This is a genomic window from Streptomyces sp. SID3343, assembly GCF_009865215.1.
Classification (GTDB): Bacteria; Actinomycetota; Actinomycetes; order Streptomycetales; family Streptomycetaceae; genus Embleya.
Map to the genome: position 1 here is coordinate 1 of NZ_WWJX01000950.1, position 16,744 is coordinate 16,744.

The 16,744-nt window shown below is 70.2% G+C and carries 10 protein-coding genes and 1 pseudogene; 8 read left to right on the forward strand and 3 right to left on the reverse strand.

All coding sequences use genetic code 11. The features are described 5' to 3' along the window. Positions 1-483 (forward strand): annotated as a pseudogene (locus GT354_RS29515) (hypothetical protein); the annotation flags it as partial. A 291-nt stretch (positions 484-774) separates the two neighbouring features. Here the strand turns inward: GT354_RS29515 and GT354_RS29520 are convergent. Then, a complete protein-coding gene (locus tag GT354_RS29520; RefSeq protein ID WP_161359423.1) occupies positions 775-3,387 on the reverse strand; it encodes an ABC transporter permease in 2,613 nt (870 codons plus the stop codon). Continuing rightward, entirely contained in the window at positions 3,387-4,385 is a 999-nt protein-coding gene (locus tag GT354_RS29525; protein ID WP_237535581.1) for an ABC transporter ATP-binding protein, read from the reverse strand. The genes GT354_RS29520 and GT354_RS29525 overlap by 1 nt, the downstream gene beginning before the upstream one ends. 690 nt (positions 4,386-5,075) lie before the next feature. Here GT354_RS29525 and GT354_RS29530 point away from each other — a divergent pair. Beyond that, the gene (locus GT354_RS29530) at positions 5,076-6,590 is read left to right on the forward strand and encodes a histidine kinase (protein ID WP_161359424.1); all 1,515 of its coding nucleotides are present in this window, start codon (positions 5,076-5,078) and stop codon (positions 6,588-6,590) included. A gap of 200 nt (positions 6,591-6,790) precedes the next feature. On the opposite strand, the gene GT354_RS29535 is transcribed toward GT354_RS29530, so the two are convergent. Further along, positions 6,791-10,639, reverse strand: coding sequence for a hypothetical protein (locus GT354_RS29535; protein ID WP_161359425.1), 3,849 nt, complete (start codon positions 10,637-10,639; stop codon positions 6,791-6,793). A gap of 413 nt (positions 10,640-11,052) precedes the next feature. Between GT354_RS29535 and GT354_RS29540 the strand changes: the two genes are divergently transcribed. The 6 genes from GT354_RS29540 (at position 11,053) to GT354_RS29565 (ending at position 16,641) form a co-directional block, all read left to right on the forward strand. Then, complete coding sequence (locus GT354_RS29540) at positions 11,053-11,232, forward strand: hypothetical protein (RefSeq protein WP_161359426.1); 180 nt, start codon at positions 11,053-11,055, stop codon at positions 11,230-11,232. 281 nt (positions 11,233-11,513) lie between these two features. Next, entirely contained in the window at positions 11,514-13,109 is a 1,596-nt protein-coding gene (locus tag GT354_RS29545) for a type I-E CRISPR-associated protein Cse1/CasA (RefSeq protein ID WP_202512455.1), read from the forward strand. After that, positions 13,102-13,683, forward strand: a complete 582-nt coding sequence (casB, locus tag GT354_RS29550) for a type I-E CRISPR-associated protein Cse2/CasB (protein WP_161359428.1) — start codon at positions 13,102-13,104, stop codon at positions 13,681-13,683. The genes GT354_RS29545 and casB overlap by 8 nt, the downstream gene beginning before the upstream one ends. Next, positions 13,680-15,032, forward strand: coding sequence for a type I-E CRISPR-associated protein Cas7/Cse4/CasC (locus tag GT354_RS29555; RefSeq protein ID WP_161359429.1), 1,353 nt, complete (start codon positions 13,680-13,682; stop codon positions 15,030-15,032). The genes casB and GT354_RS29555 overlap by 4 nt, the downstream gene beginning before the upstream one ends. Next, entirely contained in the window at positions 15,029-15,907 is an 879-nt protein-coding gene (gene cas5e, locus GT354_RS29560; RefSeq protein WP_161359430.1) for a type I-E CRISPR-associated protein Cas5/CasD, read from the forward strand. The genes GT354_RS29555 and cas5e overlap by 4 nt, the downstream gene beginning before the upstream one ends. After that, positions 15,904-16,641: a type I-E CRISPR-associated protein Cas6/Cse3/CasE gene (locus tag GT354_RS29565; protein ID WP_346012232.1), complete on the forward strand. Its 738-nt coding sequence runs from the start codon at positions 15,904-15,906 to the stop codon at positions 16,639-16,641. Before cas5e ends, GT354_RS29565 begins: the two co-directional genes overlap by 4 nt. The last annotated feature ends 103 nt before the right edge of the window (positions 16,642-16,744 follow it).

The following is a 16,744-nucleotide window of genomic DNA, read 5'->3' on the forward strand; positions in this document are numbered from 1 at the left end:
GCGTCCGACGCGAGCAGCGCCGGCGGTGGCACGAAACCGAACCCACCCGCGTCCACCGCGCCCCCGCCCCCGACCATCCCGCAGGGCTGCGGCGGCGACCGGTGGGGCGCCATCACCAGCGTCGCCGACGGGGCCGGGATCGGTCTGGTCGCCGACGGCCCCAACGCGGGCAAGGAAGTGGTCATGGGCGGCCACACGCAGTACGGCTGGGTCCACTCGGTCTCCACGTGGGACACCTTCAATCCCTGCAGCCTGAGCGGCCCCGCACTCGCCCAGCCGTACGGCAAGCCCGAACGCCCGGAACTCGCCGCCGGATTCGGGTACTCCACCAACTGGAGGCTGGTCGAGGCCCCCACCTCGGGAGCGGTCTACATCAAGGACTACCAAGGCCAGAACTGCCTGACCAACAACGGCGCGGGCAAGGCGCTTTCGGTCGTGAGCTGTACGCCGGGCAACAAGTACCAGCAGTGGCGCATCCCGTAAACGCCGCGTAGAGCGCGTCGCACGCGGTACGGGATTCGCGCGACGCCGGCAGCCGGGTCGAGGGCCGACGGCCGGCGGGTTCGCCTCGTGGCGGATTCGCCTGGCGGTGGGTTCGCTTGGTGGTGGGTTCGCCTGGCGGTGGGTTCGCTTGGCGGCGGGTGCGACGACAGCGGCCCCGACACCCGGGGAGGGGTCGGGGCCGAGCGGTCCGGCGGTTCGAAGGGGGGTTCCGCCCGCTTCGGGGGGCGGAGCGCAGTGGTGGTCGAGCGGTCCTCGGGCGGTCGGTGGGCGCTACTCCTTTGCTCCGACCGCGTCGATCGGTTCGATCCGCAGCAGGCGGCGGGTGACCGGGGCGACCGAGAGCGGGGCCAGCAGCAGCGCCGCGGCGCTGATCCCGAGCAGGAGCGGAATCGGCACGTAGGGGGTGCTTTCGCCGAAGGCGCCCTTGCCGAACGGTACGAGGGTGATCATCGCTACGGTCAGGCCGAGGACGAGACCGATGACGCCGACCAGGGCGGCCTCGCCGCGCATGACGGCTCGCACCTGAGCGCGGGTGCTGCCGATCATCCGCATGAGGCCGAGTTCGCGGCGCCGGGCGGCGGTGGACACGATCATGGTGTTGACCGCGGCGATGGTGGCGAAGCCCGCGAGGACGACCAGCATCACCTGGTTCGTCCACTTGTTGGTTTCGAGATCCTGGTTGCGTTCGGCGGCGTAGCCGCCTCGGTCGGAGATCGTCGTACCGGGGTGCGACTCGGTCAGCTTGGCGAGTGCGGCATCCACTGCGGCGGGGTCGGCCCCGTTCGTGAAGCGGACGAGCAGGCGGTTGTCCATGGCGGCGTCGACATGGTGTTCGACCGTGGTGCGCGGGAAGGTGACGGCGGCGGTACCGAGGCCGCGGTCGTAGGTGGCGACCAGGGTCGGCTTGATCTTGGTGCCGTCGCCGAGCCGGATGTCGACGGGCTTGCCCACGTGGGCCTTGACGGTGTCGGCGGTGATCCGATCCATGGCGACCGCGCCGCCCGGCGGCTGTGTTGCGCCGGGGCGAAGCGCGTCGATGCTGCCCTGACGGACGCCGAGGTCGAGCACCCGTGCGAGCTCGGTGTTCGTGCCGCCGACGGCCTGGGTCGGGTACTTGGTGAGGTCGTTCGAGCCGGCCATGACAACGCTGGTGTTCAAGACGGAGGTCACCGCCTCGACGCCGGGGACGCGGGCGACGTCGGTCGCGGTACGGGCCGGGAAGCCGGGTCCCGCGAGCACCCGGTCGGCGGTCAGTGCGGCGTCGGACTGCTTCTCGCTGTAGTGGTCCTGGGCGGCGAACATGAACATCAGCGTGCTCGCGAAGGCGACGGTGAGCGCGATCGGGGTGATCGCCGAGGCAAGCCTGCGCGAGTTGGCCCGGGCATTGTCGAAGGCGAGGTGCCCGGAGGCGCCGAACCTGCGCAGGACCACGCCGGTCGCCCGCACGAACAGATGCGCGATGAGTGGGCCGAGGAGCCCGATGCCGAGCATGAACAGCATGATCACGCCACTGGCCGCCGCCACCGCCTGGTCACCGCTCGTCTTCATGGCCAGGCCGGAGAGGGCGCCGGCCCCGACGAGCGCGACCAGGCCGAGCCCGAGCCGGAACCAGCCGACGTCGGCGCGTTCCACGCCGGCTTCGCCGAGCGCTTCGGTGGGCTTGGTACGGGCACTGGAGCGGGCGGCCATGAGTCCCGCGAGCACCGCGGAGAGTACGCCCGCGCCGACGGCGGCGAGCATCGGGATCCCACTGACCGAGAGGGACACGCCGTCCTCGATCATCCCGCGATCGCGCATCTGCTCGAACCACCAGCGGGCGAGCAGGGCTCCGGGCAGCAACCCGGCGACGCCGGCGAACAGGGCCACGAAGCCGGTCTCGGTGGTGATCATCCGGCGGATCTGCCACGGGGTCGCCCCCACCGCGCGCAGCAACGCGAAGTCGCGGCGACGCTGGTTCACCGACAGCGACGTCGCGCCGGCGACGACGAACACGGCCACCGAGGCGACGACGCCGCCGAAGGACGCGCCGACCCCGACGAGCAGTTCCTTGGTGTCACCCAGTCGCGGGTGGTCCACTTCTCCGCGCCCGTCGCCGGTGCGGACCTTGACGTCGGTGTCCTTGAGGGCCTTGCGCAGGTCGCCGGCGACCTTGCCGGTGGATGCTCCGTCGGCGAGCAGTACGCCGAACGCGGTTACCCGGCCCGGGTTTCCGGCGAGTGCGGGCGCCTCGGAGTCGGCGACGTACAGCCGGGCCCCGTCGCCGGGGACCACGGCCGCGACCCGCAGGGTGTTCTCGCCCGAGGGCGTGGTCACGCGCAGCGTGGACCCGGGGGCGGCCTTGGTGGCGGCAGCCGCCTCGGTGGTCAGGACCGCTTCGCCGGGGCGCGGTGCGGCGCCGGTCCGGGCGGTGTTGCCTTGGGCGGTGCTGCCCTGGGACGTGTTGCCGTGGGGAGTGCTTCCTTGCGGGGTGCTCCCCTGTGGTGTGCCGGCCAGGCGCGCGGTGGACCAGGGGTGTGCGTCGAGCACGGCGGTGGGGGTCTGCGCGGGGAAGGTGAGATCGGGAAGGACGGCGGCGACGCCGGGTACGGCCGCGATGCGCGTGGCCAGCCCCGCGTCGATTCGGGCCCGCTCGGGCAGGGCCTTGGTGACCTCTTCCTTGTCCTCGCCGCTGCCGAAGGTCTTGTGCGTGCTGTTGGGTCCGGCGACCACGATCGGGGTGTCGGCGTAGCGGCCGGGCGGCACGTGGGCGCGCAGGCCGCTCTCCAGGAAGATCCCGCACATCGTGACGAGCATCGCGGCGAACAACAGGGCGACGAACGAACCGGCGAACGAGGCGGGCCGAAAGCGTATGGAGGTACGGGCGAGCCCGTTGGAGCGGATCATCAGGCGGCCCGGCTCTGGGAGGGCACCGGCTGCGAGAGGGCGACCATGCGGGCCGCGACCGCCTCGGGAGTGGGCGAGTGGAGGTGGCCGGCGAGCCGGCCGGCGGCGAGGAAGACGACGCGGTCGGCGTAGGAGGCGGCCACCGGGTCGTGGGTGACCATGACGATCGTGGCGCCGGTGTCGTCGACGGCCCGGCGCAGCAGCGTCAGGACCTCGGACGCGGTGGTGGTGTCGAGCGCGCCGGTGGGTTCGTCGGCGAACAGAACGTCGGGCCGGGTGACCAGGGCACGGGCGATGGCGACGCGCTGTTGTTGACCGCCGGAGAGTTGCGCGGGGCGGCGGCGGGCGTGGTCGTGCAGTCCGACCATGGACAACACCTCGGTCGCGCGGCGGCGCTCGGCGCGCTCGCCGGCCAACCGCAGCGGGAGCAGTACGTTCTTCTCGACGGTGAGCGAGGGCAGCAGGTTGAACGCCTGGAACACGAAGCCCAGGCGGGTGCGGCGCAGTTTGGTGAGCTCGTTCTCGTTCATCGTGGTCAGGTCGTCGTCACCCAGCAGGACCCGGCCCGTGTCGGGCTTGTCGAGCCCGGCGGCGCAGTGCAGGAAGGTGCTCTTGCCCGAACCGGACGGGCCCATGACCGCAGTGAAGGTGCCCCGGGGGATGGCGAGGTCGACGCCGCGCAGCGCGTGCACCGCGTCGGAACCGCTTCCGTAGGACTTGCCGACCCCTTCGAGCCGCACGGCGGGCGAGCCGACTGCGTGCCCGTGGGGCGCTGCGGGGCGGCTGTTGTCCGCTGCGGTGAAGGGGGCGGGGGTGTGCGTGAACGCGGTGAAGTCGTCGTCCGGTCCGCCCGGCCGATGTGGGTGCGGCGCATGGTTCGGCGTGTGCAGTGGTGGTGCGTACTGGGGTGCGGGGTGCGGTGTGTGGAGGTCCGGGCGCGAGGACGCGTCGGGCCCCACGTTCGCCCGGCGGTCGCCTCGTTTGCCTCGCCCGAACATGTTGCCTCCCATAGGTTTTGAGCTGCGAGAAGATCGACGATCACGGCGGCACGACGCCATCGTCTCTGCGGCGATGGAGTGTCCGTGCCGAGCCGGGTGTGGGTCGATCTCCCCTGCTCCGGCGGCGCGTCGACCACTGGTGATCGGTGAGTCCGACAGCGCCGGCACGGCGCGGCCGAAGGTGAAGTCGGGAGCGGATTCGACGAAGCGAACCGTCTCCGCGTTCTGTCCCTCAACTGTGCCGGCGCATTCGGGCCGCGCCGTCGTGCGGCGGGACGAGAACTCCGCGCGGGGCCGGTACCGGGGTACTGGTACCGGAGACGCGGAGGGTGCCGGGGCGGACGGGAGGGGGCCTGCGTCTTTCGGAGGCGGCGGCCGTGCGGTGGGTGGGCCGGTGGGTTGGCGCGGGGCGGTGGGTCGGGGTGTGGGGATCGGCTCGGGCGGTACGCGTGGACTCGGGCGGTGCGTATGGGCTCGGCAGTACGCATGGGCTCGGGTGTTACGGGTGGGCCCGGCGTGGCCGAGCGACGACAGGTGCCGACCGAGCGGGCCGAGCGAGGCGAACAGCCCAGGATTCGAAAAAACGGGTGACCTGAGAAGTTTGTTGTGATTCAGGCGATCAAGAATGATTCGGCAGGATGCGTGGGCCGGTGGAATACTGGCCGCCGCTTCCCCGGAAGGAGGCCCTGGATGGGCTCCGGATCCTCGTCCATGGCCCTGCTCGGCAAGGCGATCACGGGCCGTGATCTCGCCGCCACCGACCCCTCGGGGGGCCCGGGGCGGGCCGCCGCGCGGCGGCCGTTTCCGGCGCGCATCCGGACCGACGCCCTGATCGCGCTCGTCGTGGCGCCTGTCGACGTGTTCGGCTACGTGATGATCGTGCCGACCGGCGGGCCTCGGATGACCGCGCTCGGTGTGGCACTCCTCGTGGCGTCGGCCCTGTGTCTGATCGCGCGGCGTCGAGCGCCGGTCGTGGTGCTGGCGCTGGTTCTCGGATTCCAGACCGTGATCAACGTGGGCGTCGGGAGCTGGACCGGAATCGGCTTTTCGATGGCGGTCGCGTTGTACACCGTTGTCCTGGCATGCCGGCCGTTGGTGGTCGGGGCAGCGGCACTGGCGACCCTGGCGGTGCAACTTACGGGATATCCGGCTGCGGAGGATCCGTTCGTCTGGACGTTCAGCGTGACCGTCGTCGCGATTGCGCTGGTCCTCGGGGTGGGCGTGGCGGTGCGGCACTGGCAAGGGCAGGCCGAGGTCACCCGGATCCTGTTGGCCGAGCGGGCGTTGACGGACGAACGGCGGCGAATAGCCCGGGAGTTGCACGACATCGTGGCCCACCACATCACCACCATGCACCTGATGTCGGCCGGCGCCCGGTCCAGCCTGGAGCGCGACCTCGGCGCGGCCCGGACGGCGCTGCTCACCCTGGAGGCGTCGGGCCGCGTCGCACTCGGCGAAATGCGGCAACTGCTCGGCATACTGCGAAGTGACAACGACCCGGACACCGCGTCCTCGACGCCCCAACCGGGCGTCGACGACCTCCCCCGGCTGATCGCCGAATCGTGTCTGGCCGGCCTGCCGACCGAGTACCGGGTCGACGGCGCGCGCCGCGAACTGCCCTTGCCGATCGGCCTCGCGCTGTACCGGATCACCCAGGAAGCGCTCACCAACGCCCGCAAGCACGCGGGAAACGGGGCCACCGCGCGGGTACGGCTGGAGTACCTGCCGCGCGAAGTCGCGATCGAGATCCGTGACGACGGGGGCGGCGACGACGCGGGAAGCGGCGGCTGTGCCATGACCGGTGGCGGACACGGGTTGCTCGGTATGCGCGAGCGAGTCGCCGTGCACGACGGCTCGTTCGAGGCCGCACGCCGCATGGACGGGGGGTTCACGGTCACGGCCCGGATACCCGTTGCGCCGGCGGGCCCGACCGCATCGATCACATACGGCCCACCGACGCGAGCCGCCACGCCCGAGAGCCTGGCCCACCTGACGCCGAGCGAGATCGCGGTACTGCGCTTGATCGCAGCCGGCAAGGAAAACCGCGCCATCGCCGAGGCCCTGTCGACCGGCGTGTCCGCCGTCGAGCGCCACGAGGCCGACATGCTGGCCAAACTGTCGCTCGAAGACCGCGCCCAAGCCGTCGTCCTGGCCTACGAATCAGGCTTGGTCCGCGCCGGCCACACCACCCGTTCGGCACCTTGAGCCCGTCACGTTGAGCCCGCCACGCTGAGCCCGGCCCCCTGAGCCCGACACCCTGAGCCCGGCCCCGGACGCACGCCCGCAATCGGATGCCTTCGGGAACCGTTCGGAACCGTCGGGTTCACTCGGTGAACGACGGCCCGTTGTCCGCCCCGCTGATCGACCCCGCTGTCCCACCCCCCCACGGGCCGCTTCGCAGAAGTTCAGTCCGAACGGGCACCGGTCGGCCCGTCCCCGCCCTTCGGCCCATGGACTCGCGCCAACTCGCAGAGTGGTACCAGCGCTTCGGGCGCCAAACGGGGGAGCAGCGGGATCGCGTAGGCCCACCACTCACCTGACAACAGCTCGCGTACGAGCAACCGGGCCGCCGCTTCGTCGGGTGCGGAGCCGTCGCCGGCCGCATGGGCGAGCGCCAAGCACAGGCCGAGTGTCATATCCTGCGACGCACGATCGGCCGCGAGTACGGTGGGCACGCCCGCCAAGTGAGTGGCGACGGCGGCCCGCGCAACGGCCCGCCCGTCCGGCGTCGGAGATGCCTCGATAAGGCGCAGGGCCGCGGCGGTATCGCCCGCCATGGCCGCGAGAACGGCGAGTTCGGCGTGTGGAGTTCGATCCGGCGGTAGCGTGCGTTGCCACTGGTCCAACGTGTCGGCCACGTCCGGAAGTTCCGCACAACAGTCGATTCGCCCCAGCAGCGCCAGGACGACCGCCGACTCCGGGTGCCATTGCTGAAGCGGCTCGCGCACGAAGGCGGCAGCGAGCCGAAGCGCCTCCGCCGGCGCCGGGCCCGGCCGCCGCACGTCGGGGCATGCGAGCAGGAGTTCCGCCAATTCGGGGAGCGGATGGAACGGGCCGCCGAGCCCGATCCTGAGCCGCAGCGCTTCGGTCGAGGAGTCGACGAGCCCGGCGGCCGTCTCCGGCGCCCGGTGAACGAGTCCGGCGGCGACGGCCGTCAGCGCCCGACGCCTTTGCACACGAAGTTGCGCGGGGGTCGCGGGGTCACCGGGCATCCTCCGGCGCGCGACCTCCACCGCGGCGGCGGCTTCCCCCGCGTGAGCCAGAGCCTGGGCGATCACTGCTCGCAACCCGGGCCCGGATCCGTCCGCGCCGAGCCCCGCCGCCTCTTGGGCGTAACGGCGGGCCTCGATGTCGTGCCCGCCTTGGGAACACCCCATGGACAGGGCCGCCAGGTGTCGGACGCGATTCTCCGTCTCGGGCAAGCCGGCCGCCAGGTCCGCGGCACACGCGAATTCCCCGATGGCACCGAGCGCTTGAGACAGAGCCGGAGTCCAGGCGCCGACGGCGGCGGCCGACGTCCGCAAGGGGGGTGAACAACGTAGTGCCGCCTCAAGCCGTTCACGACCGAGCACGTGGTTGTCGTTTCGCAGCAGTTGCCCGGCGTGCCGGAGAAGGACGATGTGCGCCGGTCGCTGCTCGTCGTGTTCGTGTCGACTCGCGAGAGCCTCCGGGCGACCTTGTGAGGGTGCCCGGCGTGGTGAGGCTTTGTGCCTGACGGCCTGTTGTGCAGGGACAGCGGACTGTTGCCCCCGCAACTCCCCTGTTCTCAGCGGCCCTTCCCGTCGCTCCGAGCGCTCCGGTTGTTCGCGTTCCTTCCGTTCCTGCCGTTCCTGCCGTTCCTGCCGTTCTTTCCGTTGTCGCAGATAATCGCGATTCGCCGCATCCCGCGCTCTTCTCTCGGCCAGGAGGCGCTCTTTGCCCTGCTCCCAGTGAGCCTTCTCCTCCGCGGCTCTGCGCCGGTCACTCGCCGCGATGTTCGCCGCCACCGGCTCCGTGGGATCGTCACCGAGCACGCCCGTACGCAACGTTTCGGGAAGTGCCGCTACCAGCGCCCCAAGCCCGTCGAGTGCGTCCGGCCCGATCCCGGTGTCGTCCACGGCCTGAGCCAGGCGTGTCAGCGTGCTCCCGAGTTCCCGTTGCAGGTGGGCCTGGTCGGCGGGAGCGAGTGTGTCCGGGTCGGCGAGCGCCGCGGACAGCCGAGCCTGTGCGTCCCGCACCAGCCCGTGACTCGCCCTGGGACTGCTCTTGGCCAGCATGGAGGCGGCGAGTGCGAAGACGTCCACCGATGCCAAACCGTCCGACGGGCCCGACTCTTCGCAGAGGGCGACGACGCGGGCCCTGGCGTGGGCGGCGCGGGTGGGCCGACTCCGGGCGACGGTCGCCCAGATGTCCACGGCTGCGGCTCGTGCCCGAGGGCCTCCCATACTCAGGTGTTCTGCCCGCTGTTCGAGCGCAACCCACCCATCCCGGCCGTCGATTGCGGTGAGGAGGTCGACTGCGGCCACCAACGACTCGACGTCGGCTGCCCCACTGAGGATCACCGCCCGGAGCAGGGCGCGGGCGGCGTCGATCGCACCCAGTTCATGAAGTGCGCGGGCGGCCTCGGCAAGCTCCTCATATGCCTTTGCGTCCTCGATCGGACAGGGGAAGACCGCGTCGGCGCGGGTCGCCTGCTCGGCCGCCTCCGTCGCGATCGAAGCCGCTCCCCGCAGTCCTCCGCGATACGCGGCCACGGCGACCTCCGCCAGCCGAGCGGCCTTGATCACCGGACTCGGCGCCGAGCGGGCCAACGCGCGGGCGCGCGCCACGTCTTGAAGCAGGACGAAGAGCGCCGGGGCCTGAGACGGCACGTCCCGTACTCCGTACAGCAGCAAGGCACGTGATGCGGCGAGCCGTGTGGCCGGCGCGAGGTGATCGGGGCGGGTAGCCCATCCGTCGATCACCTCTGCGAGCGCGTCGAGTTGCGCGAGGGCCACGTCGGGACCGGCCACGGCGGCGAGCCGCACCTGCCGGCGGGCATCGAGAACAAACGTGGCACGGTCGGCGGGGTCGTCCAAGAGCCGCAGGTAGCCGGTGAGCGGGTACAGAGGCGTCTCTTCGGGCCAGCCGGCCGCTCGCCATGTTTCGACCCAGGAATGCAACAAGCCGGTGAGATGCTCCGCCGCCTTCGGAGCGAGTTCCCGCAGCACCGACCCGAGAATCTCGTCGTGGCTCAAGGCGTAGGTCTCGGTCACCTCGTCATCCAGGACGAGGCAACGCCCGGCCACGCCGTGAACGAGCCCGTCGACCACCTCGACCGAAGTCCCGGACAGCACCGCCAGATCCGCGGTTCGCAGGCCGCCGCCCGTCACCGCCAACAAACCGATGACGACCCGGCCCAGGTCGTCCGCCCGCAGTCGCTCCGCCGCAGCCCAAGCCGCCCGCTCGATCTCGACGGCTGGGGCGGAGGGTTTCAGCAGACGCAGACACTCCCGTACACGCAGTGGATGCTCTGCGGCGACATCCTCGGGAAGTCTCGTGCTCCGGCGGGCCGAGACGACGACCCGCATACCGTGATCGGGCTGCGTGGGAAGCAATGCGGCGATGCTCCCACCGGTCACGACGTTCCGGGCCTGGTCGTTCGGGTGCCGCGCACCATCGCCATGCGCGGGACCGGACCAGGCAACGTCCTCGTCGAGGCCGTCGATCACGAGCAGGAGCCGACGCCCGCGGCCCGCGCTCTTCCTGGCGGCTCTGTCGAAGAGATTCGCCCACTCACGAGGGCTGCGGGGGGTCGGCAGGGAAGCCTCGTTCCGGCGTAGAAAAGTCCGGATCTGCGTTGCCATCTCCGCGACGAATTCGACACGCGTATTGGTGCCTTGGTCCGCGGAGACGAAGTAGTTCAGGACATCGACGTTCGGAGGCGGATTCTTCACGTAGTCGGCAAGCAGGGCGGTCTTGCCCGCCGCGTGCTTCGCATGCCAGCACATGTAGGACTGCGCCTGCGGATCGCGTGCCCGCACGAAAGCATTCATCGCGGCGCGCTCGGCCTGGCGCCCGACGAGAGCACCTCGAACTCGTAGTTCCGGTAAGTGGGCTCGCACGAAGGGGCCGGTCGGGTCCTTGCGGTCCGAAGCAGGGTTGGCCTCGTGGACCGCTTTGAGCGCCGATTGCCGGGCCGCTCGCAGTGCGGTCTCCCACTCGGCGTCGGTGAAGACGGGGTAGCCGGCGGCCGCCTCCAACACGCCCACGAAGGCCCGGAAACGGGACGTCATCGTCAGGTCGGCGGCAGGGGCCGACCTACCGTCGCGCCAGTTCCGGATGGTGGCTTCACTCGGGCCGTGTCCCGCACTCGCCTTCGCAGCCGCACGCAGGCTGAGCTTCGAAGCCTCCAACGCCTTCCGCACCATTGCGCCGAGCGTCGCGTGCGGCTCTAGCCCACCTTGGTCCGCCACTGCTCACCTCTTGGTTCCGATGGTGCCTTTTCAGCGGGCACTCGTCCAAGCATCCTGCTGCGCACTCGCCCAGCTGCGCATGCGTCCTGCTGCGCACTCGTCCCGAAAACCCATCCTGACCTGCGCCGATCCAGGGTCCCTCGGGTAAGTGTCTCTTTGCGCACCGCCGTTGGATCCGAGGCTGGGGCCATCAGATCTCCGGGCCACCTCGGCCCCGTGTGGAAGGTAGCCCCATGTCCGTACTCCCAGCCCTGCTTCACCACACAGCCGCTGTGACAGCCGGCGTCGGCCTACTGTACGGAGGCGTTCTCGCCGTCGTCGCGCTGACCTCGGTCCTGGCCCACACCCCGGAGCGCCGTCGCGACGCGCGCGCGACGCTCACCATCCTGATCAGGGGGCGCCGTTCCCGTTGAGAAGGTAGTCGACAGCGAATGCAACATCGCGGGTAGTCGATGGACTCTGTGGCATCGTTCGGGCATCGACCTGCCCTCATGAGCCACAACAGGGCTGCCGGCACCGTGAGTTCGACTGTCCTTGCGTGTGGGGATCCGCCGCCGTCGCCCTCGTTGTCGGGGGCGGTGGCGGATTTCTCGAACCCGGTGCTTCACCGACGGACCACTGCTAGCGTTCTTGTCGTTGCGGCACACCGTCGCCAGATCTCGCTGGTCGTGCTCCAGAAAGCGGTAGCCAGGCATTGCCCGAAGGAAACCCTCTCCGCTCCGCCGGGCCACGCCCCAGCTGGGATCCGCGGGTTCGGCCATGCATACCCACCGTGACCCTTGACGGCGCCCTGGCACACCACTCCTTGTGTGGCCTCTTTGCCGACGCCGACAAACTGACCACCATCCACTGCGCCACCCCGGGCGAGACCGTCGCCGTCATCGAGTACCTGCTGGCCATCTGCTTCGCCTCGGCCACCTGCCCCTCGTCGTCCGAGGAATGGCGCACGTGGGTCGTGGAAAAGCGCGAACTCGGTCGGGCATCCCGGTGGCTGGCCGAGCAACCGGACGACGAGTGGGACATGTTCCACCCTGAGGCGCCGCTCGGCCAGAACTCCATGCTCACTCCCCACATGGCCACAAGCGGCACGGGCACAGCCCAGTTGGTCATCGAGCATGCCGGTGACTACAACCAGCACTTCGACCACCACCATCTCGAACGCGGTGATGCGTTGTCCGCGGCCGCGGCGTTCCGCGCAATGCTCACCCAGCACGTGTACGCCCCCTACGGCCGCGCCCGCATGTCGGGCAAGGAGCTCGGGCCGACGATCACCAACCTGGCGGCGGGTCGGCTGCAAGGTCGCATTCGCGTCGTCGCCTTGGGCCAGACACTCGGCGAGACGCTGCGCCTCAACCTCTACCCGGCCGAAAAGCCCGGCGAGCCCCTCAACATGTCGTGGACGAGCGGCGAGCGGAGAGGTTTCACTGCGAAAGCCAAGGCCAGGGCACCCAGGAGTTCGGCCGACCTGCACAGTGCCCTCGGGCGTTCGATTCTGCTGCGTCCCAGTCACGGGCCCCACGGGCAGATCATGGTCGACCGAGTCCTGATCGGGGCCGGCGAGGTTCTCGACCTGGACCCGGAGCGGCACCTCCAGGACGCGGTACTCAGCCAGACCCTGAACGGCCTGGTGAAGCCCCTCTGGCCGTCCCCCACGCGGGCGCTCTGGCGCGAGGCCCACGCGCTGTACGGTGCGGTCAAGGACGCGGAAACCGGCTTGTACGCACGGCTTCGCTCCCTGCCGTACGAACGAAAAGGGCCCGGCGCCCCCTACCAGATGTGGGCCGTGGGTCTACTGGCCAACAAGGCCCTGCCGGTCGCCTGGACGGAAGGCGCCTACCCGTACGCCCCCGGTATGGCCGATCACCTGTACCGAGCTTCCCGACGCGGGTCGATCATCGCCGAGTACGTCGCGTTGAGCCTCAAGCGCGCGGCCGTCGTCGCCTCGGAGGTCGTCCATCCGGCGGCGCGGGCCGCCGACGAGGGCGGCCAACTCGCCCGCTTCGACGCCCGGTGGCAGTTCTGGCCCGCCGCCGCCCAACCTTTCGCCGACCTGCTCGACGAGGTGATCGAAGGGGGAGCGGCCGGCGACGACCCGGTCTCGGCGCCCCTGGCCGACTACGCGCGCATCCTGGTCGCCTCGGCCCGCACCCACCTGACGCACCACCTCGACGCCCTGCCGCCCAACAGCCGAGGCCACCGGGCCCGCGCCCGGGCCGAGCAGCGTTTCGAGGACGACGTGACCGCCGACAAGGCCCCGGCCGAACTCCGAGGGGAGATCACGCATGACTGAGTACGGAGATGCCGAAGTTGCCTCCCGCCACAGCGCCTTCCCCCACGACGGCACCGCGCTCGTCAACTGGCTTACCACCCTCGTTCGCAACCGGGAATACGGCACTCTGGCCGACCTGCGGCGCGCCGGAAAGCCGACCTCCGCGCACATCCGGGCCGGTTGGTACGGCGGCGACGATCACCGAGAGGTGTTCGAGCGGACGGCCTTCCTCTTCGCGGTCTACCACCAGGGACGTTCGGAGCCCTCGTACGGCCACGGAAGTCTCGGAGCCGCAGCCCGTCGGATCGGAGACGGCATCGGACGTGGAACCGAAAATCCGGGCGCACAGCGCCTGTTCGATCGCATCGTGGTCAGTCGCCGCATTCCCTGGCGCCACCTCGGACACGCGATCACCAGGCTCCGGTCCTGTGACCAGCCCCCGCCTTCCTGGACCCGGCTCACGGAGGACCTGATCCGCTGGAACGACCGCAAGGCACGGATCGCCTACGGGTGGTCGGTCGAGTTTCATGCCCCGGTGACACGCAGCCGGGCGACACAGCGCGAGCACACGCTACGGAAGGACGCAACGACGTGACCGAGGACTCTCGAAGCCAGTTTCTCTCCTTGCACCTCCTCGAGACCCTCGTCGCGGTCCTGCCCGTGCGGGACGAGAACGGCCAGCCCAAAAGCCTCGTGTACGGCGGGGTCGAACGGCACATGATCACCAGCCAGGCTCGCCGGCGCGCGGAGCGTGTACACGCACGCAATCGCGCCAACGCGGGTGTCGGCGCCCTCAAGGGCCGGAGCATGGGCGTTCGTACCCGGGAGTGGGCACTCTTGGCCGGCCGGCACCTGGTGTCCCGGCACAACTGGTCCGAGGATGAAGCCGTTGCCACCGCACGTGCGATCCTCGAGGCGAGCGGCCTGAAGTTCGGTGATCCGAGCAAGAAAACCGTGGCCAATCTGACGAAGGTCCTCGTCTTCGCACCTGCCGACGCCGGTGTACGGATCGCCGAGCACATCGTCGAACACGCCGACGAATTGAAGAAGTGGCGCGACAGCTACCTCTTGGCCCAAGCCCGAGAGGCAGCGGCCAAGAAGGCACGCCGAGGCACCAAAAAGGGAGCCGACACGCCGCCGGAGGAGGAAGACGGCTGCCCCGAATCGGCCCCCTCCGCTGGGCTTCTGCCTTTCCCCAAAATGACGCGCGATGCCGTGCTCCTGGCCATCGCCCCTCGCGACGCAGTGGACATCGCCCTCTACGGACGCTTCCTCGCCGAGATCGCGGACTCGCCGAATGTGGACGGAGCGGTGCAGAGTGGGCACGCTTTCACCGTCCACGAAGCGGAACAGATCGACGATTTCTACGCGGCGGCCGACGACGCGAAACTCGATCGCAAGCGCAACGCCCTCAGCTTTCTCGATGCGGCGGACGACGCGGGCGCCGGCATGACCGGATACCAATCCCTCATCTCCGGAACCTTCTACCGCCACGCCGTCCTCGACCGAGTCCAGCTCCGCACCAACCTGCGGGCCGCCGGAATGACGGAGGATGAGGCGAAGGAAACCGCAGGCCATGCCGAAAAGGAATTCGTGAACGCCTTCGTGGAGGCGTTCCCCGAAGCGAAGAAGAACTCCACCGCCTCCACCGGTTCGCTCCCCGCCCTGGTCCTCGCGTTCGAGGGCGAGCGCCCCTACAACTACGCCGCAGCCTTCCAACTGCCCGTCGACGAGACACCCGAGGACGCCGGCGGCGAAGGTCCGGCGGGCGCGGCGGCAACTCGCAGGCTGCTGCGCCACCACGCCTTCGTCAGCCGGCGTCGCGAAGATCTGCGCACCGCACGAGTCCTCACCTACGACCCCCGGATCGACGATCTCCTGGGAGAGCCGGACCTGTCCGCATCGGTGACTGTGGTGGACAAGGCCGAGGACCTCACTCCATGACGCAAACCCATGTCCTGCTCGTCCGACTGGCCGGGCCCCTACAGTCCTGGGGCGTGGCCGGAAGGTTCGCGCGCCGCGACACACACCCTCGGCCCACCAAGTCCGGCGTCATCGGACTGTGCGCCGCGGCCTTGGGTTTCGACCGCGACCAGCCCCTCGGCGAACTCGCGTCGGTGCTCTTCGGGGTCCGCGCGGACCACCCCGGCGTCCCCCTCCGCGACTACCACACCGTCGGCGGCGGGACCTACCCGCTGCGCCCTCGCGACCTCGTCACCGACCACCGTCGGGCAAAGGCCATGGAAATCGTCGTGGAGAGGGACACGGGCCGCCCGGAGAAGCAGGCCACCGGGCCGTTCGGCCACCACACACTGGAAGCCTGGTACGGAGCGCCGAAGAGGATCGCCGCCGACCCGCACTCGGGTGCTCTCGTCTCGGCCGAACTCACCCGCCATGCTCTGATCACCGAGCGTTGGTATCTCGCCGACGCCGCCTTCCTCGTCGGCCTTCAACATCCGGATCCGGTGTTCCTGGAGCAAGTCGCGCATGCGCTGGAATACCCGAAGCGCCTGTTGTGGCTCGGCCGGAAGTCCTGCCCGCCGTCGGGAGATCTGGCCTTGGGCATCGTGCCGGGCACGCTGGAGCAGGCGTTTGAAACAAAGCCCCTCTTGCCCGCCGGCGGGCTCGCAGCCGCTCCTGCGACGAGCGTTCGCCCATGGGCTTGGATCGAAAGTCCGCACCCACTGCCGGGCGTCGGCCCCGTCGCCGACCAGCCCATACGATTCGACGCGGACGGCCCGATCCACGGCCCTCGCTGGGAGACCCGCCGTCGCGTCACCGTAGCCCCGTATGCCGGCGAATGGGACATCATTCCGTGAACACCACTCCTCCCGTGGCCACGGCCCCCGACCGGGCGGCCAGGTTCGTGACGACGCACACCCTCCTGACCTTGGACGCTCGACACCCCTTCGTCGCCAAGTCCCTCATCGACGCGCAGGACATGCACCGGACCGTCATGAGTGGCTTCGTGGGCTGGGTGGACGGCAGTTCGGAGGCGCGTTCCCAGATGGGCGTCCTGTCCACGTGGACCATCGATCTCCGGCAGGCCCGGCTCTCCCTGGTGGTGCAGTCCGGTGTACCCGGCGACTGGGATCGCCTGCCCAGGGCCGCGCTCGCCGAGAAACCGCACACGCTCACCATCGACCGCACGCTCCGTGTCGGTGACAGGATCGATTTCCGTACCGTCGTCAATCCCGTGCACAGTCGCCCGCCCGCCCCGGGTTCCCCCGGGAAGACCCGCAGCACCCGCGTGGCCCACAACCGCCCCGAACACGTGAAGGGCTGGTTCGCCCGCCGCCTGCAACCGGCCGGTACACCGGCAATCGCCCCCGACGGCGTGACCCGCATCGGCGCCGACGCCGACATCGACCGCTTGGCCCTGCGCATGCTCCCCAAGGTTTCGAGTCCCGCGCCCCACGCGGGACTTCGCATCGCCCGGGCGGAGATCAAGGGCACCTTGACGGTCACGGATCCCCAGGTACTGGTGGCGGCTCTCACGCGGGGCATCGGCCACGCTCGGGCTTACAGCTGTGGACTGATCCTGGTGCGGTGACACCGGACTCGACGGGACCGGACTCGACGGGACCGGACTCGACGGGACCGGACTCGACGGGACCGGACTCGACGGGACCGGACTCGACGGGACCGGACTCGAC

Excerpts from the sequence above, each read along its gene's own strand:
- GT354_RS29520 (WP_161359423.1), bottom strand. The coding sequence starts at position 3,387 with ATGATCCGCTCCAACGGGCTCGCCCGTACCTCCATACGCTTTCGGCCC.
- GT354_RS29525 (WP_237535581.1), bottom strand. The coding sequence starts at position 4,385 with ATGTTCGGGCGAGGCAAACGAGGCGACCGCCGGGCGAACGTGGGGCCC.
- GT354_RS29530 (WP_161359424.1), top strand. The coding sequence starts at position 5,076 with ATGGGCTCCGGATCCTCGTCCATGGCCCTGCTCGGCAAGGCGATCACG.
- GT354_RS29535 (WP_161359425.1), bottom strand. The coding sequence starts at position 10,639 with ATGACGTCCCGTTTCCGGGCCTTCGTGGGCGTGTTGGAGGCGGCCGCC.
- GT354_RS29540 (WP_161359426.1), top strand. The coding sequence starts at position 11,053 with ATGTCCGTACTCCCAGCCCTGCTTCACCACACAGCCGCTGTGACAGCC.
- casB (WP_161359428.1), top strand. The coding sequence starts at position 13,102 with ATGACTGAGTACGGAGATGCCGAAGTTGCCTCCCGCCACAGCGCCTTC.
- cas5e (WP_161359430.1), top strand. The coding sequence starts at position 15,029 with ATGACGCAAACCCATGTCCTGCTCGTCCGACTGGCCGGGCCCCTACAG.